Raw genomic sequence first — 23,217 nt, forward strand, 5'->3', positions numbered from 1 at the left:
GACCTCGATTTAAGGACAAAGACATGCAGCAATTCAAAGTGCTACATCGACCTTTGCGCGTCTCATAAGACGCGCGGCGCTGTAGGCGAGACGACGCGCCTTAAAACAACCGCAGCCCCTTCATGCTGACATGCCCGTCCTTGCCGATGATCACGTGGTCGTGGACGGTGATCCCGAGCGGTTTGGCGGCCTCCGCGATCAGCTTCGTCATGTCTATATCCGCGCGCGACGGCGTCGGATCGCCTGATGGATGATTGTGGACCAGGATCAAGGCGGTGGCGGAAAGCTCCAGCGCCCGCTTGACGACCTCGCGCGGATAGACGGGCGTATGGTCGATCGTTCCTTGCTGCTGCACCTCGTCGGCAATCAGCGTGTTGCGCTTGTCGAGAAACAGGATGCGGAACTGTTCCTTCGTTTCATGTGCCATTGCAGCGTGACAATAGTCGATCACGGCGCTCCAGGACGACAGGACCTGCTTGTTGCGCAACTCGCTCTTCAGCGTCCGTTGCGCTGCGGTCGCGATGAGTTTCAGGTCGAGCGCCACCGACTCCCCGACACCTTTGACCTCCTGCAACAGGTGCTGCGGCGCGCCGAAGACCCCGGCGAGCGTGCCGAAGCGAGCGAGAAGGTCCTTGGCGATCGGTTTCGTGTCGCGGCGGGGAATGAGGCGGAACAGAATGAGCTCGAGGATCTCGTAATCGGCGAGCGCCGCATCGCCCTGTTCGCGGTAGCGAGTCCTTAGCCGATCGCGGTGGCCGTGATAGTGCGCCTCGGCAGTGCCGCCCAGCGTTGGCACCTTGTCGAGTTTCCGTGTCTTCTGCTGCGCGAAGAACTGCCGCTCGTCGGTGGTCTCACCTGCGTTCGGTTCGGGGAAATGGGGCGGCTTCGTCACGCGTTCCCCAGTGCGCGGACCCCCGGCATGAAAAGGCCGGCCGGTGAGAGCGTGAAAACTTCGCAGCCGTTCGCGGTAACGCCGACCGTGTGTTCGTACTGGGCCGAAAGCGAGCGGTCGCGGGTCACGGCCGTCCAGCCGTCCGAGAGCACCTTCACGTGCGGACGCCCGAGATTGATCATCGGCTCGATCGTGAAGATCATGCCCTCTTTCAGTTCCGGTCCCTCGCTGGCATGGCCATAGTGGAGGATGTTCGGAGCATCGTGGAACAGACGGCCGACGCCGTGGCCGCAGAAGTCCCGGACGACCGAGCAGCGCTCCGACTCCGCGTAGGTCTGGATTGCCTCGCCGATTGCCCCGGTGCGGGCGCCGGGCCGGACAGCCGCTATGCCGCGCATCAGGCATTCGTGCGTGACTTCCAGCAGGCGTTCGGCGGCGCGCTTGATCTCGCCGACCGGGTACATCCGGCTTGAATCGCCGTGCCAGCCATCGACCACATAGGTCACGTCGATGTTGACGATATCGCCGTCGCGCAAGGGCTTGTCGTTCGGTATGCCGTGACAGACGACGTGATTGATCGAGGTGCAGGACGACTTGGTGTAACCGCGATAGTTCAGGGTCGCGGGCAGCGCACCGTGGTCCATGCCGAACTCGAAGACGAAGCGATCGATTTCTTCGGTCGTCACGCCCGGCCGCACCCTTGACGCAAGTTCGTCCAGGCAGCGTGCCGTCACTTGGCAGGCCTTGCGCATGCCTTCGAATCCATCCGGTCCGTAGAGACGAATGACGCCGGTGTTCTTGTAGGGGGCAGCGCCGGCCTCGATATAAGTTACCATTCCAAGACTTTCGATGTTTCAGGCGGTTTTCTTAGATCAGCAAGGACCGGTTCGTCCACTATCATCGCTCCGGCCGGCACGATCTCGAAGGGCGATATCGCGCATCGGATCGCATAGGCTTCGACGCCGCGTTGAGCGGCTCGCTCGAATGCCCGAGCATAAACCGGATCGAGGTCGCGGCATATCCGCAAGACGCCGCAGTCGTTCCTTTGAACAAGGTACAGCATGATCGCCCGGTGTCCCGCTTCGACCATGTCCCCAAGCTCGTCAAGGTGCTTGGCGCCCCGCTGCGTTGGGCTGTCCGGAAACTCCGCCAACGTCTTGGCGCGGCTGAAATGGACGTTCTTCACCTCGACATAGGCAAGGCCTTTTGCCGGATCGCTGAGCAGAATGTCGATTCTTGAATTGCGCCCATATCTCTGCTCGCGGCGGAGCGTTTCATAAGTGTGAAGATCGCTGACCAGTCCGGCGGCGATCGCTTCTTCGGCGATCCGGTTCGGCAGCCCGGTGTTGATCCCAACAAGCGTGCCGTTCGCCTCGACGATCTCCAGCATGTGGCGGTACTTGCGCGTCGGCGAGTCATGCTCCGACAGCCAGACCGCCGATCCCGGCGTCGTCAGCCCGCGCATCGAGCCGGTATTCGGGCAGGAGCCGGTGATCCGCGTCCCATCGGCAAGGTCTGCCTCGAAGAGGAAGCGCTTGTAACGCTGGAGGAGCGTCGCTGGAACGAGCGGGCGGGAGAAGTTCACAATGCGTGTCCACGTCTCAGGCGCGTACGCGCACATAGGAGCCCGGCGCTTCCTCGATGGAGTTGAGCGGTCCTCCGGCCTTGCGGGCGGGAACGCGCCGCTTGTCCAGCCGCTCCACCCAGTCCTGCCAATGGGGCCACCAGGAGCCTGGCGTTTCCTTGGCCTTCTCCAGCCATGTCTCGAGATCGCCCTTCGGCGGTCCGCCCGTCCAGAACTGGTATTTGCCCTTGTCCGGCGGGTTGACGACGCCGGCAATGTGGCCGGAGCCGGAGAGAACGAAGGTGACCTTGCCGCCGAAAGACCCGCTGCCAAGGAAGACGGACTTCGCCGGCGCGATGTGATCTTCCTTGGTCGCCAGGTTGTAGACCGGGATTCTCACGTCGCCGAGCGACACCTTGCGGCCGGCAAGCACCATCTCGCCCTCGGCGAGCTTATTCTCGAGATAGCAGTTGCGCAGATAGAAGGAGTGATTGGCGGCAGGCATCCGCGTCGAATCGGAATTCCAGTAGAGCAGGTCGAAGGGCAGGGGATCCTGACCCTTGAGATAGTTGTTCACGAAATAGGGCCAGATCAGCTCGGACGCGCGAAGCATGTTGAAGGCGGTAGCCATTTTGGAGCCTTCGAGATAGCCGGTCTTGCTCATATTGGCTTCGAGCAGCTCTATCTGGTCGTCGTCGACGAAGACCTTGAGGTCGCCCGCATAGGTGAAATCCACCTGGGTGGTGAAAAGCGTCGCCGAACGGATCCGGTCGTCGCCCTCGGCGGCATGGAGCGCCAGGGTGGCGGCGAGCAGAGTGCCGCCGACGCAATAGCCGATCGCATTGACCTCGCGCTCGGCGGTTGCCTGTTCGATGGTGTCGAGTGCGAAACCGACGCCTTCGCGGGCATAGGCCTCCCAGTCCTTTCTGGCGTGGCGCTCATCCGGGTTGACCCAGGAGATCACGAAGACCGTGTGGCCCTGGTCCACAGCCCATTTGATGAAGGATTTCTGCGGGTTGAGGTCGAGCACGTAATATTTGTTGATCCACGGCGGACAGATCAGCAGCGGCCGCTTCAGCACCGTTTCGGTGCTCGCTTCATACTGGATGACCTGGCAGATATCGGATTGCGCGATCACCTTGCCGGGAGTGATCGCAATGTTCTCGCCGATGGCGAATTTGCTGGTATCGGTTTGCCTGAGCCGCAGCTCGCCGCGCCCGGCGGCGATGTCTTCGGCGAGCATCTGCATGCCCTTGACGAGGTTGGCCCCGCTTGTTGCCACCGTTTCTCGGTAGAGTTGCGGATTCGTCGTGATGAAATTGCTGGGAGAGAGCGCGCTGGAGATCTGGCGGACATAGAAGGCCGCCTTGTGCCGGGTGTGGTCGTCAAGCCCTTCGGCATCCTTGACCATGTTCTCCGCCCAGTCGGATGTCACGAAATAGGCCTGGCGAATGAAGTCGAAGAATGGGTTCTTCACCCAGTCCTCGTCTGCAAAGCGCTTGTCGTTGCGTTGGAGGCTCTCCGATTCGGCGACGCTGTCACCGGCCATCCGCTGCAGTGATCGCGACCAGATGTCGAAGAAGCTTCCCATCAGATGCGTCTGCGCTTCCAGCGTCCGACGCGGATCGGAAAGCCAGTATTCGGAGACCTTGGAGAGAGTCTTGACCATGTCGGAGACAGGCTCGGCGTAGGTGTCTTTTTTCTCGCCGGCCTCCCGCGGCGCCAACCACGCGGACGCCGCCTTTCCCATCTGTTCGACGGCGCGGGCCAGGTTGATGGCCAGGTTCTGGGGGTCCTTGACGATATAAGGCTCGACCGATTTTGGATCGAATCCCGAATAGCCGCCCTTGCCCGTGGTGTCCTCGGCCTTGTCTGATGTCACCCGGCGTCCTCCACAGCACGTTGTTTGTTTTGTATTTTTACATTCTGCCCGAAAATGATTACAAGGGCTAGCGCATCGTCGCCCCTTAAAAGCAGAGGTCATCGCCAGCATGCTCGTCGTCGGAAACCAGCGTTCGCTTTCCCGGATTTCCGGGTTGATTCTTGCAGGCATGCTTGCCGGATGCAGTTCGACGGCCGATCTTGCCAGCTATCCTTCGGTCTACGGGCAGAAGCCTGCCGCCATGCAGCAGATGACCGACGAAGATGCGGTGAACATGCAGGGGCAACTGACGGCGCTGGCAGCTCAGCGCAAATCCGGCGCCATCTCCGAAGCGGAGTATCAGCGCCGTCTGAAGGAATTGCAGTTGCTTGCCGAACGGCACGGGGCCGAAGCGCTGAAACAGATCGAGAATTAGCACTTGCCTTTCTCGTGATTTGGCCGCAAAGCGTTGAATAGCCGCAATGACGGCCATTCACCCCGCGCATGTTGAGCGATTGCCGAGAGGCCCGCAAAAGCGCGCGCCAAATGAGGTCTGGAGATGGAAGAGTTTCATAAAGTCCGGCGTTTGCCGCCCTATGTTTTCGAACAGGTCAACCGTTTGAAAGCAAGCGCGCGAGCCGCCGGTGCTGACATCATCGACCTCGGCATGGGCAATCCGGATCTTCCCACTCCGCAGTCGATCGTCGACAAGCTGTGCGAGGTCGTCCAGGACCCGCGCACCCATCGTTATTCCTCGTCGAAAGGCATTCCGGGGCTTCGCCGCGCCCAGGCGGCCTATTATGCCCGCCGCTTCGGCGTCAAGCTCAACCCGGAGACGCAGGTCGTCGCCACGCTTGGTTCGAAGGAAGGCTTCGCCAACATGGCTCAGGCGATCACCGCTCCGGGCGATGTCGTTTTGTGCCCGAACCCCACCTATCCGATCCACGCCTTCGGCTTCCTGATGGCCGGCGGCGTCATCCGTTCGATCTCGGTAGAGCCGGACGAGAGCTTCTTCCCGCCGCTCGAGCGCGCCGTGAAGCACTCGATCCCGAAGCCCCTGGCGCTGATCCTCAACTATCCGTCCAACCCGACGGCCCAGGTCGCGACGCTCGATTTCTACAAGGACGTCATCGCCTTCGCGAAGAAGCACGACATTATCGTGCTCTCTGATCTCGCCTATTCGGAAATCTACTTCGACGACGATCCGCCGCCTTCGGTGCTGGAGGTGCCGGGCGCGATCGACGTGACGGTCGAATTCACCTCGATGTCGAAAACCTTCTCGATGCCCGGCTGGCGCATGGGCTTCGCCGTCGGCAACGAGCGGCTGATCGCGGCGCTGACGCGGGTGAAGTCCTATCTCGATTACGGCGCCTTCACGCCGATCCAGGTGGCTGCGACGCAGGCGCTCAACGGCGACGGCAGCGACATCGCCGAAGTACGCAACATCTACAAGCGCCGCCGCGACGTGATGGTCGACAGCTTCGGCAAGGCCGGCTTCGAAGTGCCGCCGCCACCCGCGACGATGTTCGCCTGGGCGAAGATCCCCGAGAAGTTCCGCCACCTCGGTTCGCTGGAGTTCTCCAAGCTGCTCGTCGAGAAGGCAGATGTGGCGGTGGCGCCCGGCATCGGCTTCGGCGAGCAGGGCGACGACTATGTCCGCTTGGCGCTGGTCGAGAACGAGCACCGCATCCGTCAGGCGGCGCGCAACATCAAGCGCTTCCTGTCGACGGCGGATGAGACGATGCACAATGTCGTCTCGCTGAATGCACATCGGTAAGAACAGCGCCGACTTTCGCGCAATATGGCCCCGCCAGACCGGCGGGGCGCCTTCTACATGTTAGGAACTTGCTATGGCAGATGCCCTCAAAATCGGCATTGCGGGCTTGGGGACGGTTGGTGCCTCGCTCGTGCGGATTCTCAAGGAACGTCATGAGATGCTGGCAACGACATGCGGAAGGCCGATCGAGCTTGTTGCCGTGGCGGCCCGGGATCGCAGCAAGGACCGCGGCGTTGATCTTTCGAAGACCGCCTGGTTCGAGAATGCCGTGGCGCTCGCATCCGAAGCGGATATCGACGTCTTCGTCGAGTTGATGGGCGGGGCCGGGGACCCGGCCTATTCGTCGGTCAAGGCGGCACTCGAGCGCGGTATCCATGTGGTTACCGCCAACAAGGCGCTGCTTGCCAAGCACGGCATCGAGCTCGCGGGCATCGCCGAGGAACAGGGCGCGCTGCTCAACTACGAGGCGGCGGTCGCAGGCGGCATCCCGGTCATCAAGGCGCTCCGCGAGTCCCTGACGGGCAACACGGTCTCGCGCGTCTACGGGATCATGAACGGCACCTGCAACTACATCCTGACCAAGATGGAGAAGGAGGGGCTGACCTTCGAAGCCTGCCTGACGGAAGCGCAGCGCCTTGGCTACGCCGAGGCGGACCCGTCCTTCGATATCGAGGGCAACGATACCGCCCACAAGCTCTCGATCCTGACGAGCCTCGCCTTCGGCACGGCGATCGCCGCCGACGACATCTACCTGGAAGGTATCACCAATATCTCGATCGAGGACATCCAGGCAGCGGCCGACCTTGGCTACCGCATCAAGCTGCTCGGCGTGGCGCAGCGCACCGAGAGCGGTATCGAGCAGCGCGTCCATCCGACGATGGTGCCTTATGATTCCGTCATCGCACAGGTCGACGGCGTGACGAACGCGGTGGCGGTCGAGTCCGACATTCTGGGCGAATTGCTGATGGTTGGCCCCGGCGCCGGCGGCAATGCGACGGCCTCGGCGGTGCTCGGTGACATTGCAGATATCGCCAAGAGCCGCCCGGGCGCCCAGCACGTCCCGGCGTTCGGACGGCCCACCACGGCCCTGCTACCCTACAAGCGCGCCCGGATGCAGAGCCACGAGGGCGGCTATTTCATCCGCCTGAAAGTCGTCGATCGCACCGGCGTGTTCGCTAACATCGCCCGGCATATGGCGGAAAACGACATCTCGCTCGAATCGATCATGCAGCATTCGAAGCACTACGCGGATCCTGCGGAGCCGAAAACGATCATTCTGGTAACGCATGCGACCCACGAAGCCGCCGTGCGCAAGGCGATCGTCTCGATCAAGGGCGAGGGTTATCTCGTCGGCGAACCGCAGGTGATCCGCATCGAGCGGCCCAAGGACTGGTGATCCGTTAAATCTGTTGAGAAACCGCTCCGGCGTGCCTGTTGCAGGCCGGAGCGCCCGGCCTGCCTGTTTTTCCGCCTTAAAATCTTCGTTAAGAACGGAGGGACTTCGGGTGGACAGGCAGCATGGACGTATTGGCGGATCCGATAGAGCGGGCATTTCTCGGCGTCGAACGCTCGATCAGCGGTCAGCGCTGGGTGTCGCGCCTCGATCAGGCCGGACAGAATCGCGCTTTGGCGATCAGCCAGGTTCACGGCTATTCGGAGCTCATCGCACGGGTGTTGGCAGGCCGCGGCGTCAGTCTGGACGACGCGGCTCGATTTCTCGACCCGACGCTTCGCGCGCTGATGCCAGATCCGGATGTCCTGACCGATTGCCGCAAGGCCGCGGAGCGGCTCGCTGATGCCATTCGCCGCGGCGACAAGGTCGCGATATTCGGCGACTACGACGTCGACGGCGCAGCCTCCTCTGCGCTGATGTTGCGGTTCCTCCGCCATTTCGGTGTCCAGGCGGAGATCTATATTCCCGATCGCATCTTCGAGGGCTACGGGCCGAACCCGCAGGCGATCGAGCAGCTGATCGGCAACGGTGCCGGTCTGATCGTCGCCGTCGACTGCGGTTCGACCAGCCATGAGTCGCTCGCCGTTGCTGCCGAGCGCGGGATCGACGTGGTCGTCATCGATCACCACCAGGTCGGCGCAACCCTTCCGCCGTGCCATGCGCTCGTCAATCCGAATCGCGAGGATGATTTATCCGGGCAGGGGCACCTATGCGCCGCCGGCGTCGTTTATCTGGTGCTCGTCAACACATTGCGGGTTCTGCGGCTTGAGGGCGATGTGCGTGCCGCCTCATTCGATCTGCTGGCCCTGCTCGACCTCGTCGCGCTTGCAACGGTCTGCGACGTCGTTCCGCTCAAGGGGCTGAACCGTGCCTATGTGGTCAAGGGATTGATCGCCGCGCGGCATATGGGCAATTTCGGCCTGGCGGCCCTTCTGCGGAAGGCCGCGATCGGTGGCCCGGTCACGCCCTATCATCTGGGTTTCCTGATCGGACCGCGCATCAATGCGGGCGGCCGGATCGGCGATGCCGCGCTCGGCAGCCGGCTATTGACCCTCGAGGACGCGATGGCGGCCGAAGTGATCGCCAGCCAGCTCGACGAGCTCAATCGCGAGCGGCAGGCGATGGAGGCGGCGATGCTCGCCGAGGCGGAGGCGGAGGTGCTGGCGGAATACGGCACGGGCGAGGGGGCCTCCGTGATTGTTACCGCCAGGGAAAACTGGCACCCCGGCATCGTTGGCCTCATTGCGGCGCGCATCAAGGAGAAATTCCGCCGGCCGACCTTTGCCATCGCCTTCGATCCGAGCGGCCGGGGGACGGGCTCCGGCCGATCGATCACCGGTTTCGACATGGGAAGGCTGGTTCGCGCGGCAGTCGACGATGGCCTTCTCGTCAAAGGCGGCGGACATGCCATGGCCGCCGGCCTGACGGTCGAGCGGGCCAAGCTAGGCCGGTTGCGCCAATTCTTCGAGGAGCGCGCCGAGAGTGCGGTACGCGATCTTGTCGCCGTGGAAACGCTCAGGCTCGACGGCGCGCTGGCAGCGGCAGGGGCGACGCTCGACCTCGTCGACCTTCTCGACCAGGCCGGTCCCTATGGCTCGGCCCATCCGCAACCGGTCTTCGCCTTTCCCCAGCATCGGTTGCGCGACAGCCGCCAAGTCGGCGCCAATCATGTCAAGGTGACGCTCGAGGGCCATGACGGCAGCCGCATAGACGGCATCGCCTTCCGGGCGACGGAAACGCCGCTCGGCGATTTCCTGCTCGGCAATCGCGGGTCGACGGTTCATGTCGCCGGTTCGGTTTCGGCGGATCTCTGGCAAGGATCGCGCCGGGTGCAACTGCGTGTGACGGACGCAGCGAAGGCCAATTGATTCGCCGAGGCAAGTTACCAAGCCGCGTCAGTGGTTTGCACCATGCAATTGAAGGAATTTCTGAAAACGCTGGAATGGCACGCCCAACGGGACTCGAACCCGTGTTTCCGCCGTGAAAGGGCGGCGTCCTAGACCGCTAGACGATGGGCGCCTCTGCACGGTTTTGAACCCCGTGCGAGTCAAAGTGTTGCAGCGACCTTTGTGCGCCGGAACGCACGGCGCTGCAAGACGAAGTGGCTTATAGAGGCGCCTTTGGATTCCCGCAAGTGACCGAGCACGCCTAAGTTCGATTTTCTTTGGGAAAATGGTGGAGAAAAATTTGGTACGCCCAACGGGACTCGAACCCGTGTTACCGCCGTGAGAGGGCGGCGTCCTGACCGCTAGACGATGGGCGCCTAAGCCGAAGCTTCAGCAACATACTATGAAAAAGATGAAATGGGAAAGAGGAGGAAAATGGCACGCCCAACGGGACTCGAACCCGTGTTTCCGCCGTGAAAGGGCGGCGTCCTAGACCGCTAGACGATGGGCGCCTCTGCACGGTTTTCAAACCGTGCGAGTCAAAGTGTTGCAGCCACCTTCGCGCGCCGGAACGCCGCGCGGCGCTGCAAGACGAGGTGGCTTATAGAGGGGGTCTGGTATTCCCGCAAGTCACCCGAAGCAGTATTTTTGATTTTTCTGCGTGATTTTTAAGAGCACAGCCTCAGGCCCTTGTCGTGCACAAGCATAAGCATGCCGAGAGGGACAATGCCCAAGTATCCGCAAGTATTGGAGAAGGAGAATGGCACGCCCAACGGGACTCGAACCCGTGTTTCCGCCGTGAAAGGGCGGCGTCCTAGACCGCTAGACGATGGGCGCCTCTGCACGGTTTTGGGTCCGTGCGAGTCAAGTTTTGCAGCAACCTTTGTCCGCCGGAACCGGCGCATGGCGCTGCAAGACGAGGTGGCTTATAGAGAGCGCTTCGGATTCCCGCAAGCGGCAAATCTCACTTTTTCTCAGAAAAATGACATCGCCCAAGCGGGCCATTCCTCAGCCGTTGCGGCGGCGGCAGCGCCAGTTCCAGTCGCGCTCCCGGCCGATGTCGATATGCACGGATTCCGTGTGACAATAGGTGCCGACGCCGCCACGGCCGGGCAGGCTTCTCAGATAGTCGGCGAGATCCCATTTGCTGACACCCTTGACCTGGATGTCGGCCGCTTCGCAACGTGTGTGAAGGGACTGGCGTTTGCGGTTGACCTTGATCGGGCGAAGCCCTGACGTGACCATCACCTTCTGGCCGTAATGCCTCTCTACGCTCTTCAGCATCTCCATGAGAGCGGGCTTGAAGCAGCCGGTTTCCACGCTCTCGGTCTGCAGGATAAGGCCGCTTGGCGCCAGGCGGGCGAGACCGGAGAGATTGGCTACCTCGACCGGCGCGTCATCCTCTTCACCCGCGTGGTCGGCGTGCTCCAGGTTGAACAGCGGATTCAATTTGACACCCGGCAGCGCCGTGTAGGCGAGGGAGGCGACCTGAGGCTCAGGCGCATTCGCGGTCGTGATGGTCCGCTTCTCCCCGGCGCCCGCGTCGCTTTCGTTGCTGTTGCGAAGCTTCAGTTTGCGTTTGGCGGCAAAGAGATTTGCGAGAGTCCAGCTCCTGCCTGTCCGCTGCGGGTCCTTCTCCTCGTCGTCACCGGGGGAAGTGGGCTGGGCGGGCTCCGCCACGGGCGGCGTCACCTGCCCGGCGGATGCGACCTCGACCGCCTGCAGAGGAGCGGAAACCTCACCGGTACGCGCCGCCTGCGCGCTCGTGGGCAAGGGAACGGCGGAAGGAAGGTCTGCCACGCTTGGAGCGTTTTCCGCCCCGGGCCTTGTCGGAATTGCGTTGCTCGCGCCTTCCTGATCCGGCAAGACAGGCGTCGCAGCCGGCCGGGCGCCGCTGAAAAGGCTGCTATTCGCTGCGTTCACTCCCGGCTGGGCATCGACGCCGGCTGGTGTTCCGCTCGATGGCACGGTCCCGGTGACAGGCGACTGCCCGTAGATGCTCGACGATGTGGCGTTGAGGCCGGTGCTCTGCATCGCCAGGCCCTGTTGCAAAGCGCTCGTGTCCGCTTGGGCAGCCGGATCCTCTGTTTGCTGCTGAGCGTTTGTGCCGGCGCCGGATGCGGCGGCCTGTTCGGCGGGAAGCCCGCCTTCGGAGTTCGGCGTCGTGGCGCTGGATGGAGCGACGGCTTGCTGTGATTCGACCGGATTGGCGCCCTCGCTGTCCGCCACTGCCGAGACGCAACTGGCCAGAGCAAGGAGTGATACGGAGAACGCCGCGGCGCGCCCGACCGAAAGAAGCGCGCGTTTCGAATCCAGCTGTTGCAACGTCTTATCCCCGCTTTCCGTGCATGTCCCGGAATCGCCCGTGAACATGCATCAAGTCCCAGTTCCGAACATTGATCGGAACAGACAACTTTTCTCTCGCGGCGAGAAGTTATCCCGCCACGGGAAGGTCAGGCCAAGTAAAGAGCCAGGTGCCGCAAACGATTGCGAAGCATAGCCCCGTTTCAACTATGGCGCGGAAATTAGTAGATGCCGCGCGATTTGTAAACTGGCGCTAACCTTTCCGACCAAAACCAAATGCGAAGGCCCGGCGCTTTGGCCGGGCCTTGATGCCTCTCGATCGATCTTCGAGTTCGGTCCTTCGCGCCGTGCCGAACCGGTCTACAGCGCCACGCGTTCGGACGCGCCAGCTCACTGTACCACTTTGAAGTGCCGCATTGTGCTGTCCCCGGGTCGTCTCCGATCGGGGGAACCATTGCGGTACCGGTCGCACATCCGCACCATGGGCGCTCCGGGTTGCGCGAGGCTTACCAGGAGCCGGTGTTGCCCATCGAGGCCCAGGGTTCCTGTGCCGGAAGGTGCTCACCCTTCTGCAAGATCTCGATCGAAATGCCGTCGGGCGAGCGGACGAAGGCCATGTGACCGTCGCGGGGCGGTCGGTTGATCGTCACGCCGTTGTCCATCAAATGATTGCAAAAGGCGTAGATGTCATCGACCTCATAGGCGAGGTGACCAAAATTGCGTCCGCCGCTATAGTCCTCGGTGTCCCAGTTGTAGGTGAGTTCCAGGCAGGGCGACACCTCCGCTTTGGCGCGGTCGAGGTCGCCGGGTGCGGCGAGGAAGACGAGCGTGAAGCGGCCTTTCTCGTTCTCGTACCGGCGAATCTCCTGCAGCCCGAAGAGTGTGCAGTAGAAATGGAGAGCCTGGTCGAGGTTCTTTACACGAACCATCGTGTGCAGATAGCGCATTGGATTGTCCCTGTTTCGCAGAAGATGGCGTATACTTAAGTGAGAGCAAGCCAGAGGCAAGCCTGCGGCCCCATAAATGACCCCGGCCAATTTATGTCGAGGGACTTGCGCATGCGCGGCGGGACGATGTTATTCTGGTCCATAAGAATCAGTTAACCGTATCGAGAGTTGCGCGTAACGAGGGGCTGGGAGAATGGCGGACAGAACATCTTCAAAAGGCGTCATCGAGAATGACGGCCTGGGCAATGACGCTCTTGATCTCATCGAGATCACCGGCGTCATCAAGTGGTTCGACGTCGCCAAGGGATTCGGCTTCATCGTTCCCGACAATGGCATGCAGGACGTTTTGCTGCACGTCACCTGCCTCAGGCGCGACGGCTATCAGACGGTGCTCGAGGGGGCGCGTGTCGTGGCGCTCGTGCAAAAGCGCGATCGCGGTTACCAGGCCTTCCGCATCCTCTCCATGGACCAGTCGACCGCGGTTCACCCTTCGCAGCTCCCGCCGGTACGTACCCATGTTCAGGTCACGCCGACGAGTGGCTTGGAACGGGTTCTGGTCAAGTGGTTCAACCGTACCAAGGGGTTTGGCTTCCTGACGCGCGGGGAGGGCACCGAGGATATCTTCGTGCATATGGAAACCTTGCGCCGTTTCGGCTTGACGGAACTTCGCCCCGGCCAGGTGGTGCTGTGCCGTTTCGGCGACGGGGAGAAGGGGTTGATGGCTGCTGAAATCCATCCGGACGGCCCGACACCGACCAACCGGTCGCATTGATGCGCGTGTTTCGTGACATTCTTGCGAGAAGCGCCCTTGCGGCGCTTTTTTTGTTGTCGGTGTCCGTTGCGTCGCTGGCCGCGGATGTCTCCTTCGAAAGAGGCAAGCTTCGGCTTCTCACCAGTGGGGGGCGGGTCCATGACCTGACCGTCGAGCTGGCGGTCGAACCGGACCAGCGCGAACAGGGCCTGATGCACCGCCGCCAGATGGCGCCGGACCATGGCATGCTGTTCGATTTCGGCGAGACGCGGCGGGTGATGATGTGGATGAGGAACACCTATCTGCCACTCGACATGCTCTTCATCGCCGAGGAAGGCACCGTTCGAACCATCCATGAGAACGCCGTTCCCCTGTCGGAAGCGATCATCGATTCGGAAGAGCCGGTCGCCTTCGTGCTCGAGCTCAACGCCGGAACGGTGCAACGGCTCGGGATAAGGCTGGGCGACCGGATCACGGGTGCGCGGATTCCGGCGGGCGCGCGATGAAGCCCGGCTACGCCGGCATGACCAAATTTGCTGTTGCAGGTGGAAGGCGAAGTGTGTATCTCCGCCTTCGTCGGTTCGGAGTGTAGCGCAGTCTGGTAGCGCATCTGGTTTGGGACCAGAGGGTCGGGAGTTCGAATCTCTCCACTCCGACCATCAGCATACTGAAATCCCTACATTTTATTGCTTACGCAATCACCCGGAGCTTCCCTTGTGGAAGCATTGTGGGAGCAAGCAGCTTCGGCTTGGTGTGTTCGCCGGCTGACCGACAGCGTGTTCGACGGTCATCGCTCGGCAGTACCCGCCCTCTCCGCGGCGGCGATCATCGTGCCCGACACGACGTCATAGGCTTTTGTCCAGGCTGCGCGCATCTCCTGTGTGAATACGGGCCCGAAGAAGAGCGACAGTGTCTCGATCAGCGCCTTGCCGACCGTGGCGTAATGTGCATGCCGCACTCCATATTCCACATGCTTGACCGCGAGATGCTCCAGCGCCGGGATCATCGCGTCGAGCCGGCGCAGCGCGCCGACGACGAGCGAGAGCGCCGCCATGAGCTTCCGACCCTGCTCGCGCATGTCGGCGTGCTCGAACATCGGCCGCAGTGCGGGATCGTTGACGAACAGCCGCTCGTAAAACAGCGCTGCCGCGTCCTCCTTCACCTTCGCGACTTCGGCGAAGCTCGTTTCCAGCAAGATGATATCCTGTTCCTGCATGTCTGCTCTCCTGCATTCCGGTGTGTTGCTGGAGGACACTCGCAGGACATTGTTTCAGTCGTAGTTCGTTGCAGGACGCATTTGTTTCAATTGTTTCAGCGCGGCAGGGAGGCGAGCACGCGGCGGATGTCTTCCGGGCTGAACGGCTTCTCGATCACGGGACAACCCGACCGGGCAAGGAAGCGGCCCGCGGCGGGCCCCAACGTGTCGCCGGTGACGAAGCAGATCCGGTCGGCGAGACGTGGATGGTTGATCGTCAGCCAGTCGTAGAGCGAGGGACCGTCGCCGTCCGGCATGCGGATGTCGCACAGGATCGCCGTGATCCTCCCCGCCTGTGCGGTGATCTTCGTTTTCGCATCTTCCCCGCTCTTGGCCGATATGGTCGCATAGCCCAGATCCCCGGCAAGGTCGCAGAGCAGTGCGGCGATCTCCTCCTCGTCATCGACGATGAGAACCGGTTCGCGCACATCGACCGCAGCGGACGCCTCTGTCGGACCGCCGGGTTGCGGCGCAGCGCCTTGTTCTTCGTCGCCTACCGGAAGGGTGATCGTGAATCTTGCCCCGGAGGCGAAGCCGCTGTCACCGACCTCGATCGTGCCGCCGTTGGCCTCCATCAGTCCCCGGGAGACGGCAAGGCCGATACCGGTGCCGGCACCCTGCGACTTCGTCGTGTAGAACGGATCGAATATGCGCGAGCGGATGGCGTGCGGAACGCCGGGGCCGTTGTCGCAGATGTCAAGCCTCAGCGTACCGGCCATTGTGTCGTGCCGGGCGCTGATGCGGACTTTCCGCTCGGCCGCCGGGCGCTCCTCGAGCGCCTGGTTGGCGTTGACGATCAGATTGACAAGGACCTGATGCAACTGGTCGCTGTCGACCAACACGTGCGGCAGGTCCACCCGCACGTCTGTCTCCACGACGATACCCGAGCTGCGAAGGCTGTAGCTCAACAGTTCCAGCGCCTCTGACACGACGCGCGACAGCGCCGTCGGGCGGCGCTCAACCTTGCGTTGGCGTGCCATGGCCAGGAAGCTGCGTACGATACGAGCGCAGCGGTTTGCCGCTGCCTCGATCTTGCCGCTGCGCTGCGCCAGGTCAGCGACTTGCTCGGGACCCACCGTGCCGCCACCGAGCTTGTCCTTCAGCATCATCGCCTGCCCAAGAACGATCGACAGCGGGTTGTTCAGCTCGTGCGCGACACCGGCCAGGAGCGAGCCGAGCGCTGCGAGCTTCTCCTTCTGGTGCAGCGCCTCTCGCTGCCGCTCGATCTCGGCCCGGGCTTGCCGGCTTTCGGTGAGATCACGGATGTGCGCCGCAAACAGCCGCTTGCCGAGGAGCGATACCTCCGTGATCGCAAGTTCGATCGGAATTTCGCTCCCGTCCGCCCGGATCGCCGCCAGCTCTATCCGGCGCCCGAGAACGCGACTGTTGCCGGTCCTGATATAGGATGCCAATCCCTCCGTGTGGGCCCGGCGATATTGCTCCGGAATGATCAGTTCGGCGATGCACCTGCCGATCGCCTGGTCCCGCGCATAGCCGAACACCGCCTCGGCGGCCGGGTTGAAGTCCGTGACGAGCCCTTCCTCGTCGATAACGACGATACAGTCCAGTGCCGAAGCGACGACGGCCGCGTGATAGGCCTGTGCCGCCTGCTGCTGGACTACCTGCTCGGCCAGTTCCTGCTCACGCAGCTTCAACTGGGTCATGTCGCGTGCGACGGCGATGTAGCCGAGGATCGGACCACCATCGATCCGGTAGGGTGTGATGGATTCCTGGGCATAGAACCGGCCGCGCCTGCCGAAGTCCACCCATCCCTCCCAGTTGAAGCTGCCGCCTGACTTCAATCGCTCAAGAATCGGCAGATAGGCCTGGAGAACCTCTTCGCCAAGCAACTGCCCGACGCTCTCGCCTATGATTTCCTCTTCCGGTCTGCCGATGAAGGCGACGAATTCGGGATTGACGTAGCGGTAGCAGAGATCGCAATCGATAAAAACCGCGCGGTCGGGCACCGTGTCGAACAGGGCCTTCAGCAGCCGCCGATCCGTGACGGGGAGGGTCGGGTCCGGTTCGCTGCCGACGGGGCGCACAAGCTCGCGCATATCGATTGGCGGGTTCATGCCCTGTCCTTTCCCGGCGTGAAGATGTATCCGGCGCCGCGCACGGTCTTGATCGTTTGCGGCTTCGACGGATCGGCCTCGATTTTCTTGCGGATGCGCGTGACGCGCACATCGATGCTGCGGTCAAAGGGATCGTTGTCACGCCTGTGCGCCAGGTCGAGCAGCCGGTTCCGGGTCAGGATGCGATGCGGATTCTGGAGAAACACGTCGATAAGGTCGAACTCCATCGCGGTCAAAGTCTCGCGCGTTCCGTCGGGCTGCACGAGGCAGCGCGCATCGAGATCGATTAAGGCCTTGCCGAAGGGCACGTGGCTCATGCCGTTAGGTGTCGCCTGGCCGCTTCCTCCGTTCACGGGCTGCACGGCGCGGCGGCTGCGGCGCAGCACAGCCCGGGCGCGCGCCTTCAATTCCCGCAGGTCGAAAGGCTTGGACAGGTAGTCGTCTGCACCGACTTCCAGTCCCACGATCCGGTCGACAACGTCGTCAGCCGCCGTCAGCATGATGATCGCTGCGTTACTGGTGCCGGCGAGCCGACGTGCAATCGAGAAACCGTCCTCGTCGGGCATGTTCACGTCCAGCAGGATGAGGTCTGCCTCTTCCGTCGCAAGCGCGCGGTCGAGTGCAGCGCTGCCGCCAGCCGTGCGCACCGCAAAGCCGTTCCGGGTCAGATAGTCGGCGACCATATCGCGCAAGTCCTGCTCGTCATCGACAACGATGACGCGCGGCAATGTCGGTTCTGACCCTGGAGACATTCGATATCCTTGAGACCCTGAATTGCACCCGGTGATGCTGCCGGACGCGCCCCCATGTTTATTAGCGGTTCACGTGTAACGCGTGTAATGCCGTAGCGCAACCATAGGACAAAATGCACCACGCGAAGAGACCTGAAACGTTTCAGAGCCATAAGCGAAGCAACAAGAAAAGGCCCCGCAGGTCGATCAGACGGGTTCCATTGTTTGCCGGTCGCTGCCGCCGGTTGCCCCACACCGGACCTGGCAGGTGCAGAGGCCCCGGCGGAGACCGCCGGGGCCTGCAGCAGGCAGGGGCTGCTTGGAGGCCCGCCGTCAGAACAGGAAGTCGGAGACGTCCATCTTGGCGAGGGTGAAGTTGTCGATCGTCAGCTTGTCGGTGCCGTAGGAGATGACGACGGCGCCGCCGGACTGGACGGCGTGGTTCGCCTTCAAGTCGGCGAAGTCGGTGATTGCATCGAAGCCGGCGAGATCGATCTTGTCGGTGCCGTCGAGGAAGTCGGCGATACGGTCGGCCTGCGAGCCGGTCTTGAAGACGAAGACGTCCTTGTCCGCGCCGCCGGTCAACACGTCATTGCCGGTGCCGCCGAAAAGCGTGTCGAGACCGGCGCCGCCGATCAGCTTGTCGTTGCCGGCGTCGCCGGTCAGGCTGTCGTTGCCGGCACGGCCGTCGATCGTATCATCGCCGGCCCCGCCCCAGAGGCGGTTGCCGCCGGCCGAGCCGAGAAGCTTGTCGGCAAAGCCGGAGCCCTTCAGGTTCTCGATCGAGGAAAACTTGTCGCCCGCCGCATCGCCGCCGCTTGCTGTGTTGGCGGTCAGATCGACGGTGACGCCGGCGGTCGAGGCGGCATAGCTCGCCGTGTCGACGCCGGCGCCGCCGTCGAGCAGGTCGGCGCCGCCGCGGCCTTCGAGCGTGTCATTGCCGTTGCCGCCCTTGAGCGTGTTGGCGGCGGCGGAACCGGTGAAGAGGTCGTTGAAGGCCGAGCCCAACAGGTTCTCGATGCCGGCGAACTTGTCGCCGGCGGCATCGCCGCCGCTTGCGGTGTTGGCGGTCAAGTTGACGGTGACGGCCGCCGCCGAGGCGGCATAGCTCGCCGTGTCGATGCCGGCGCCGCCGTCGAGCAGGTCGGCACCGCCACGGCCTTCGAGCGTGTCGTTGCCGTTTCCGCCCTTGAGCACATTGGCGGCAGCCGAACCGGTGAGGACGTCGTTGAAGGCCGAGCCCAACAGGTTCTCAATGGCGACGAACTGGTCGCCGGCCGCGTCGCCGCCGCTGGCGGTGTTGGTGGCCAGGTTGACGGTGACGCCGGCGGCGGAAGCCGCATATCTCGCCGTGTCGATGCCGGCGCCGCCGTTGAGCACGTCGGCGCCGCCGCGGCCTTCGAGCGTGTCGTTGCCGTTGCCACCCTTGAGCACATTGGCGGCGGCCGAACCGGTGAGGGCGTCGTTGAAGGCCGAGCCGGTCAGGTTCTCTATGTCATAGAGTACGTCGCCGGTCGCGTCGCCGCCGCTTGCGGTGTTGGCCGTCAGGTTGACCGTTACGGCGGCAGCCGAGGCGGCATAGCTCGCCGTGTCGAGGCCGTCGTCGCCGGTCAGGGTATCGGCACCGCCGCGGCCTTCGAGCGTGTCATTGCCGTTCCAGCCCCGGAGCGAATTGGCGGCGGCATTGCCGACCAGCGTGTCGTCATAGCCCGAGCCGATCAGCTGCTCGATCGAAATGAGGGTGTCGCCCTCGGCCTCGCCGCCACTGGCGGTCCCCTTGGTGAGATCGACCACGACGCGCGAAGCGGCGTGGGCATAGGTTGCGAGATCAGTCCCTTCGCCGCCGCTCAAGCGGTCGGCGCCGCGCCCGCCTTCGAGCAGGTCGTCGCCTTCCTCGCCGTAGAGGCGGTTGTCGCCCGCATTGCCGGTCAGCGAATTGGTGAGTTCGTTACCGATGCCATCCGTATTGCCACTGCCGATCAGCGTGAGAATTTCGATCTCGCTGCCGAGTGCAAAGGAGACCGTCGAGCGCACCGTGTCGAACCCGCCTGCCGCAGTCTCGACCAGGGCAATCGACGCGTCGTCGACGACATAGGTGTCATCACCCAGGCCGCCCGCTACTTCGCCTGTGATCTCGCCGCCGCGGCCGTCGTAGAGGTCATCGCCCGCTCCGAGCACGACCGCGCCCTCGATCCGGCCGGAGTTGTAGACCAACTCCACGCCGTCGCCGCCGGAGATGGCACTGACGTTCGCCCCGCCCGACCGGATCAGCCCAGAGTTCTGCAGTTCGTTGCTGACGCCCGCCGAGGAATCGAACCTGACCGCAGTATAGTTGGGGTTCGAGATGACGCCGCCGTTGGCGACAAAGTTGCTACCGCCAAGGAGTAGCATCGTTGAGGTCATCGCCTTGCTCGACAGCATCCCCTCGTTGACAACATTTGCGTTGCCGCCAATGAGGACGACAGCCGCACTTTGCGATCCCGAGACGACACCATAGTTCTCTATGTTCGTCCCGCTTCCGTCGACATATATGCCGGTGTGCATAGCCGCGATGCTGCCCGTATTGACGATCTGGGTATTCGTGCCGGACCCATAAAGACCATAGGCGGCGGCGATCTGGCCGTGATTGTTCAGCTGGCTTGAGCTGGCGTAGAATTCGACGCCAGTATCATCGGCGGCAATGCTGCCGGTCTTCCCGATCGTCACCGTGTTCTGCTTAGCTTGAGAAACGTCATCCGGATTGCCCAGCGTCACGCCGTCGCCGCTGGCATCGGCAATCACCTGGCCGTTGATCTGGATCACCCGGTGGTCGGCATCGCCGATTGCGTTGAATGCCGAGCCGTTCACGGCAAGCGTCGCGCCCTCCGCCAACAGCCACTGGTTGGTGTCGATGGTGGCATTGATCTGGGTGGTGTTGGCTCCGGAGATTACGTTGACAGTCATGATCGTGTTCCCTTGAGGATCGTTTGATGGGAACATCGATAGGAAATGATCGTTTCAGTCGTGGTTCGCGGGACGGGATTTTTGTTTCAATTGTTTCAGCGGCGAGTGGGGAAGCCGCGCCGAAGCCTACAGCCGCGTGCGTCTCTGCCTAGATGCACATTCGAGGTTAGCTGAAGTCCGGAGCCTTGTGTTGCCTCCTTTAACTCTCTGATTTTGCTATCCAGCCGAAGACAGCAGGCAGCCCGCGACCGGGCGCCTTCGAGAGCAGGAAATCGTGCCCGCCCGTCATCTTGGCTACGCGCGGCACGCGCTTGAAAAAGCTGTATTTTCCTGTCGGAAGTCATTCCGTTTTAGATCATTCTGCGCTAAGGGAAGATGCAGCGTGGGGCAGAAACTGCCTCGCAGGGCATGAGTCTTGCGGTTTTGCAAGCGATCCGGGATAGACCATGCTCAAAGTCCGAGATACGACAGCGACTTCGCGCATTCGGGTGATGCGCGGGAGAGAGACGGGAGCCGTTTGAAAGCAATGTCCGCGAAGATCTATCGTCCCGCGAAGACAGCCATGCAGTCCGGCAAGGCCAAGACGCATCTGTGGGTGCTGGAGTTCGATCAGGAAAAGCCGCGCACCATCGACCCTATCATGGGTTACACAAGCTCCGGCGACACGCGTCAGCAGTTGCGGCTGACCTTCGAAACCGCCGAGCAGGCGATCGCCTATGCGGAACGCAACGGCATCGAATACCGCGTCATCGCGCCGAAGGACGCGACGCGCAAGAATGTGTCCTATTCGGACAATTTCCGTTTCAATCGGATGCAGCCCTGGACCCATTGAGGTCCATGGCAAGGCCCGGGCGACCGGCCCAACGGCCCCTTAGCTCAGCTGGATAGAGCACCTGCCTTCTAAGCAGGTTGTCGCAGGTTCGAGTCCTGCAGGGGTCGCCAAATTAACTCAAGGACGCGTTTATGCTGTTGCAGCGGACGAGGAGATCCGTCCCCGCCGGATGCTCAGGACCATCGGGGAAGAAACTGTCGCGCTTCACCTTCGTGGTTTGCCAGGATTGGCTTAGCCGTTGCTGCGATGAGGGCATTTGTCGGGTGTAGGGCCACCGACTCCACTGACTTCTCGCGGGGTGACCAAAGCCGTCAGCGGCGGCCGGTCAGTCAACGCGCTTTATGTCTGACGTCCGTTGCCATTTGGGAGTATCGTTTTGTCAGTTGAGGGATCGGCATGCCGGAATCGACCGTCTCAGTTTTCCGGTTCGGCAGCTTCACGCTGGACCTGGCCCAAGGCACGCTTCGGCGGGGCGCCGAGCCTGTCTTCCTGCGGCCCAAAGCTTATACGATTCTTGCCCATCTTGCGGAAAATACAGGACGCGTGGTTCCGAAATCCGAGCTAATGGACGCAGCCTGGCCCGGGATCTTCGTCACCGAGGATTCGCTGACCCAATCGATTCGCGAAATCCGCAAGACGCTGGGCGAGAACATGATCCGGACGGTGTCGAAACGCGGCTACATGCTGGCTGTCGGATCCGAGGAACTGCCGGACCTCTCGCGGCAGCCGATCGTGGCGGTCCTCCGTTTTCGCAACGACAGCGGAAATCCGTCGGACGACGCGCTCGTCGATGGATTCGCGGAGGACATCATATACGGTCTTGCACGCTTCGGAACCTTCACGGTGCTGGCGCGCAATTCGAGTTTTTCCTTCGCTTCCTACGTTTATCCGGAATGGCAGCAGATCCGTGCGCGCATTGGCGCCGATTATGTGGTGGAGGGCTCGGTCAATCGGCATGGCGACCGCATCGTCGCCGCCGTCAGTCTCGCCGATGCGTCCAACGGAACCCAGCTTTGGGGCGAACGCTACGTGACCGAGGGGACCGGTCTCTTCCTTGCCGAAAGCGATATCATCGAAGCGATTGTCGGCCGCCTGGTGGCGCGCGTCGACAATGCCGGGCTGCAGCAGGCCATTCGGAAGCCCGTCACCAGCCTTGCCGCCTATGAACTGGTGCTGCGGGGCTTGGCCCTGCTGCGCGATCCGGCTCAGAGCGATCTCCAGGGGGCGGAAACCCTCTTCCTCGCAGCCTTGGCCAAGGATCCGAATTACGGCCTCGGCCTTGCCTACCTGGCTCTGTCGCGCATCGTCATCGCCGAGTTCGGCCGCGCGAGCCCGGCCGTGCTGGCCGAGGCGCATGATCTCGTTGAACGTGCCGTTGCGCTCGCGCCCGATCAGTCGCCGTGCCGGCGCGTTCAATCCCTTGTGAGACTCTACATGCGCGAGCACGAGGCGGCGGAGCGTCATCTCAGGATCGGCTTGACGCTCAATCCCTATGACGCCGACTCGATCGAACAGATGGGCTACGTTCTGACGATGCGCGGACGTCCTGTCGACGCGCTCGGCTGGCTCGACCGGGCTATCCGCATCGATCCGCTACAGCCGCACTGGTGCCAGTACGACCGCTCCCTCGCACTCTACCTGATCGGCGAATATCGACCCGCGGCTGAGGCGCTCGAGATGGCGACGCGGCCGGCGCCATGGATATCGACGCGGTTGGCGGCCTGCTATGCCCAGCTCGGCCGGATGGAGGACGCACGGCAGCAGCTTGCCAGAGCCAGGGAACGCGACCCGAATTTCTTCCCGCTCGACTATGCCAGGAGCGGCATACCCTTCGAGCACCGCGGCGATGCCGAGCATCTGACCGACGGAATTATGCTGGCTCTCGGCAGTACCTGAAGCCAGCATCGTTCCGGCAGGTCCGTTGAGCGCTACCGCCGCGCATCACT

Annotated in this window: 18 protein-coding genes and 6 tRNA genes; 10 read left to right on the forward strand and 14 right to left on the reverse strand. The window is 62.6% G+C overall.

The genetic code is table 11. From position 1 onward, the window contains the following. Positions 1 to 100: 100 nt before the first annotated feature. From radC to phaC, 4 genes are read right to left on the reverse strand one after another with little or no spacing between them, the layout of a single operon-like run. A complete protein-coding gene (gene radC, locus AU381_RS27290; protein ID WP_064244719.1) occupies positions 101 to 892 on the reverse strand; it encodes a RadC family protein in 792 nt (263 codons plus the stop codon). Further along, positions 889 to 1,728 (reverse strand): type I methionyl aminopeptidase, encoded by an 840-nt coding sequence (map, locus tag AU381_RS27295; RefSeq protein WP_064244720.1) that lies wholly within the window; start codon positions 1,726 to 1,728, stop codon positions 889 to 891. Before map ends, radC begins: the two co-directional genes overlap by 4 nt. Then, positions 1,722 to 2,477 carry a DNA/RNA nuclease SfsA gene (sfsA, locus tag AU381_RS27300; RefSeq protein WP_064244796.1) on the reverse strand — a complete coding sequence of 252 codons (756 nt, stop codon included), beginning with the start codon at positions 2,475 to 2,477 and terminating at the stop codon, positions 1,722 to 1,724. The genes map and sfsA overlap by 7 nt, the downstream gene beginning before the upstream one ends. Positions 2,478 to 2,493: 16 nt before the next feature. Next, positions 2,494 to 4,338 carry a poly(3-hydroxyalkanoate) polymerase subunit PhaC gene (gene phaC, locus AU381_RS27305; RefSeq protein WP_064244721.1) on the reverse strand — a complete coding sequence of 615 codons (1,845 nt, stop codon included), beginning with the start codon at positions 4,336 to 4,338 and terminating at the stop codon, positions 2,494 to 2,496. A 109-nt stretch (positions 4,339 to 4,447) separates the two neighbouring features. On the opposite strand from phaC, the gene AU381_RS27310 reads away from it, so the two are divergent. From AU381_RS27310 to recJ, 4 genes are all read left to right on the forward strand, one after another. Then, entirely contained in the window at positions 4,448 to 4,753 is a 306-nt protein-coding gene (locus tag AU381_RS27310; protein ID WP_064244722.1) for an SHOCT domain-containing protein, read from the forward strand. 123 nt (positions 4,754 to 4,876) lie between these two features. After that, positions 4,877 to 6,094, forward strand: a complete 1,218-nt coding sequence (locus AU381_RS27315; protein WP_064244723.1) for an LL-diaminopimelate aminotransferase — start codon at positions 4,877 to 4,879, stop codon at positions 6,092 to 6,094. A gap of 73 nt (positions 6,095 to 6,167) precedes the next feature. After that, positions 6,168 to 7,490: a homoserine dehydrogenase gene (locus AU381_RS27320; RefSeq protein ID WP_064244724.1), complete on the forward strand. Its 1,323-nt coding sequence runs from the start codon at positions 6,168 to 6,170 to the stop codon at positions 7,488 to 7,490. Positions 7,491 to 7,612: 122 nt separating this feature from the next. Continuing rightward, positions 7,613 to 9,415 carry a single-stranded-DNA-specific exonuclease RecJ gene (recJ, locus tag AU381_RS27325; RefSeq protein ID WP_064244725.1) on the forward strand — a complete coding sequence of 601 codons (1,803 nt, stop codon included), beginning with the start codon at positions 7,613 to 7,615 and terminating at the stop codon, positions 9,413 to 9,415. A 75-nt stretch (positions 9,416 to 9,490) separates the two neighbouring features. Here recJ and AU381_RS27330 read toward each other — a convergent pair. The 6 genes from AU381_RS27330 to AU381_RS27355 form a co-directional block, all read right to left on the reverse strand. Next, positions 9,491 to 9,566: transfer RNA gene (locus AU381_RS27330), tRNA-Glu, on the reverse strand. Positions 9,567 to 9,735: 169 nt separating this feature from the next. Next, a tRNA-Glu gene (locus AU381_RS27335) sits at positions 9,736 to 9,810 on the reverse strand. 59 nt (positions 9,811 to 9,869) lie between these two features. Beyond that, a tRNA-Glu gene (locus tag AU381_RS27340) sits at positions 9,870 to 9,945 on the reverse strand. 249 nt (positions 9,946 to 10,194) lie between these two features. After that, positions 10,195 to 10,270 (reverse strand) — tRNA-Glu (locus tag AU381_RS27345). A gap of 171 nt (positions 10,271 to 10,441) precedes the next feature. Further along, positions 10,442 to 11,758, reverse strand: coding sequence for a D-Ala-D-Ala carboxypeptidase family metallohydrolase (locus AU381_RS27350; protein ID WP_064244797.1), 1,317 nt, complete (start codon positions 11,756 to 11,758; stop codon positions 10,442 to 10,444). Positions 11,759 to 12,243: 485 nt separating this feature from the next. Next, positions 12,244 to 12,684, reverse strand: coding sequence for a VOC family protein (locus AU381_RS27355; RefSeq protein WP_064244726.1), 441 nt, complete (start codon positions 12,682 to 12,684; stop codon positions 12,244 to 12,246). 193 nt (positions 12,685 to 12,877) lie between these two features. Between AU381_RS27355 and AU381_RS27360 the strand changes: the two genes are divergently transcribed. From AU381_RS27360 to AU381_RS27370, 3 genes are all read left to right on the forward strand, one after another. Further along, complete coding sequence (locus AU381_RS27360; RefSeq protein WP_064244727.1) at positions 12,878 to 13,456, forward strand: cold-shock protein; 579 nt, start codon at positions 12,878 to 12,880, stop codon at positions 13,454 to 13,456. Continuing rightward, entirely contained in the window at positions 13,456 to 13,941 is a 486-nt protein-coding gene (locus AU381_RS27365) for a DUF192 domain-containing protein (RefSeq protein WP_064244728.1), read from the forward strand. The genes AU381_RS27360 and AU381_RS27365 overlap by 1 nt, the downstream gene beginning before the upstream one ends. 76 nt (positions 13,942 to 14,017) lie before the next feature. After that, positions 14,018 to 14,094 (forward strand) — tRNA-Pro (locus AU381_RS27370). Between the two features lie 128 nt (positions 14,095 to 14,222). Here AU381_RS27370 and AU381_RS27375 read toward each other — a convergent pair. From AU381_RS27375 to AU381_RS27390, 4 genes are all read right to left on the reverse strand, one after another. Beyond that, on the reverse strand, positions 14,223 to 14,651 hold the full coding sequence (locus tag AU381_RS27375) for a globin family protein (protein ID WP_064244729.1): 429 nt from the start codon (positions 14,649 to 14,651) through the stop codon (positions 14,223 to 14,225). A 95-nt stretch (positions 14,652 to 14,746) separates the two neighbouring features. Continuing rightward, positions 14,747 to 16,765 (reverse strand): hybrid sensor histidine kinase/response regulator, encoded by a 2,019-nt coding sequence (locus AU381_RS27380; RefSeq protein ID WP_082910394.1) that lies wholly within the window; start codon positions 16,763 to 16,765, stop codon positions 14,747 to 14,749. Next, positions 16,762 to 17,517 (reverse strand): response regulator, encoded by a 756-nt coding sequence (locus tag AU381_RS27385; RefSeq protein WP_064244730.1) that lies wholly within the window; start codon positions 17,515 to 17,517, stop codon positions 16,762 to 16,764. The genes AU381_RS27380 and AU381_RS27385 overlap by 4 nt, the downstream gene beginning before the upstream one ends. 312 nt (positions 17,518 to 17,829) lie before the next feature. After that, positions 17,830 to 20,439 carry a beta strand repeat-containing protein gene (locus tag AU381_RS27390; RefSeq protein ID WP_064244731.1) on the reverse strand — a complete coding sequence of 870 codons (2,610 nt, stop codon included), beginning with the start codon at positions 20,437 to 20,439 and terminating at the stop codon, positions 17,830 to 17,832. 526 nt (positions 20,440 to 20,965) lie between these two features. On the opposite strand from AU381_RS27390, the gene AU381_RS27395 reads away from it, so the two are divergent. The 3 genes from AU381_RS27395 to AU381_RS27405 all read left to right on the forward strand — a co-directional run bounded on the left by AU381_RS27395 (position 20,966) and on the right by AU381_RS27405 (position 23,167). Beyond that, positions 20,966 to 21,271, forward strand: a complete 306-nt coding sequence (locus AU381_RS27395) for an ETC complex I subunit (RefSeq protein WP_064244732.1) — start codon at positions 20,966 to 20,968, stop codon at positions 21,269 to 21,271. Between the two features lie 33 nt (positions 21,272 to 21,304). Further along, positions 21,305 to 21,381: transfer RNA gene (locus AU381_RS27400), tRNA-Arg, on the forward strand. Positions 21,382 to 21,667: 286 nt separating this feature from the next. Beyond that, positions 21,668 to 23,167, forward strand: a complete 1,500-nt coding sequence (locus AU381_RS27405; protein WP_064244733.1) for a winged helix-turn-helix domain-containing tetratricopeptide repeat protein — start codon at positions 21,668 to 21,670, stop codon at positions 23,165 to 23,167. The last annotated feature ends 50 nt before the right edge of the window (positions 23,168 to 23,217 follow it).

The organism is Sinorhizobium glycinis (assembly GCF_001651865.1).
GTDB lineage: Bacteria > Pseudomonadota > Alphaproteobacteria > Rhizobiales > Rhizobiaceae > Sinorhizobium > Sinorhizobium glycinis.

What these genes read in the sequence shown, in the direction of transcription:
- map (WP_064244720.1), bottom strand. Translation starts at nt 1,728, where the DNA reads ATGGTAACTTATATCGAGGCCGGCGCTGCCCCCTACAAGAACACCGGC.
- AU381_RS27310 (WP_064244722.1), top strand. Translation starts at nt 4,448, where the DNA reads ATGCTCGTCGTCGGAAACCAGCGTTCGCTTTCCCGGATTTCCGGGTTG.
- AU381_RS27315 (WP_064244723.1), top strand. Translation starts at nt 4,877, where the DNA reads ATGGAAGAGTTTCATAAAGTCCGGCGTTTGCCGCCCTATGTTTTCGAA.
- AU381_RS27320 (WP_064244724.1), top strand. Translation starts at nt 6,168, where the DNA reads ATGGCAGATGCCCTCAAAATCGGCATTGCGGGCTTGGGGACGGTTGGT.
- recJ (WP_064244725.1), top strand. Translation starts at nt 7,613, where the DNA reads ATGGACGTATTGGCGGATCCGATAGAGCGGGCATTTCTCGGCGTCGAA.
- AU381_RS27355 (WP_064244726.1), bottom strand. Translation starts at nt 12,684, where the DNA reads ATGCGCTATCTGCACACGATGGTTCGTGTAAAGAACCTCGACCAGGCT.
- AU381_RS27360 (WP_064244727.1), top strand. Translation starts at nt 12,878, where the DNA reads ATGGCGGACAGAACATCTTCAAAAGGCGTCATCGAGAATGACGGCCTG.
- AU381_RS27365 (WP_064244728.1), top strand. Translation starts at nt 13,456, where the DNA reads ATGCGCGTGTTTCGTGACATTCTTGCGAGAAGCGCCCTTGCGGCGCTT.
- AU381_RS27375 (WP_064244729.1), bottom strand. Translation starts at nt 14,651, where the DNA reads ATGCAGGAACAGGATATCATCTTGCTGGAAACGAGCTTCGCCGAAGTC.
- AU381_RS27380 (WP_082910394.1), bottom strand. Translation starts at nt 16,765, where the DNA reads ATGAACCCGCCAATCGATATGCGCGAGCTTGTGCGCCCCGTCGGCAGC.
- AU381_RS27385 (WP_064244730.1), bottom strand. Translation starts at nt 17,517, where the DNA reads ATGTCTCCAGGGTCAGAACCGACATTGCCGCGCGTCATCGTTGTCGAT.
- AU381_RS27390 (WP_064244731.1), bottom strand. Translation starts at nt 20,439, where the DNA reads ATGACTGTCAACGTAATCTCCGGAGCCAACACCACCCAGATCAATGCC.
- AU381_RS27395 (WP_064244732.1), top strand. Translation starts at nt 20,966, where the DNA reads ATGTCCGCGAAGATCTATCGTCCCGCGAAGACAGCCATGCAGTCCGGC.
- AU381_RS27405 (WP_064244733.1), top strand. Translation starts at nt 21,668, where the DNA reads ATGCCGGAATCGACCGTCTCAGTTTTCCGGTTCGGCAGCTTCACGCTG.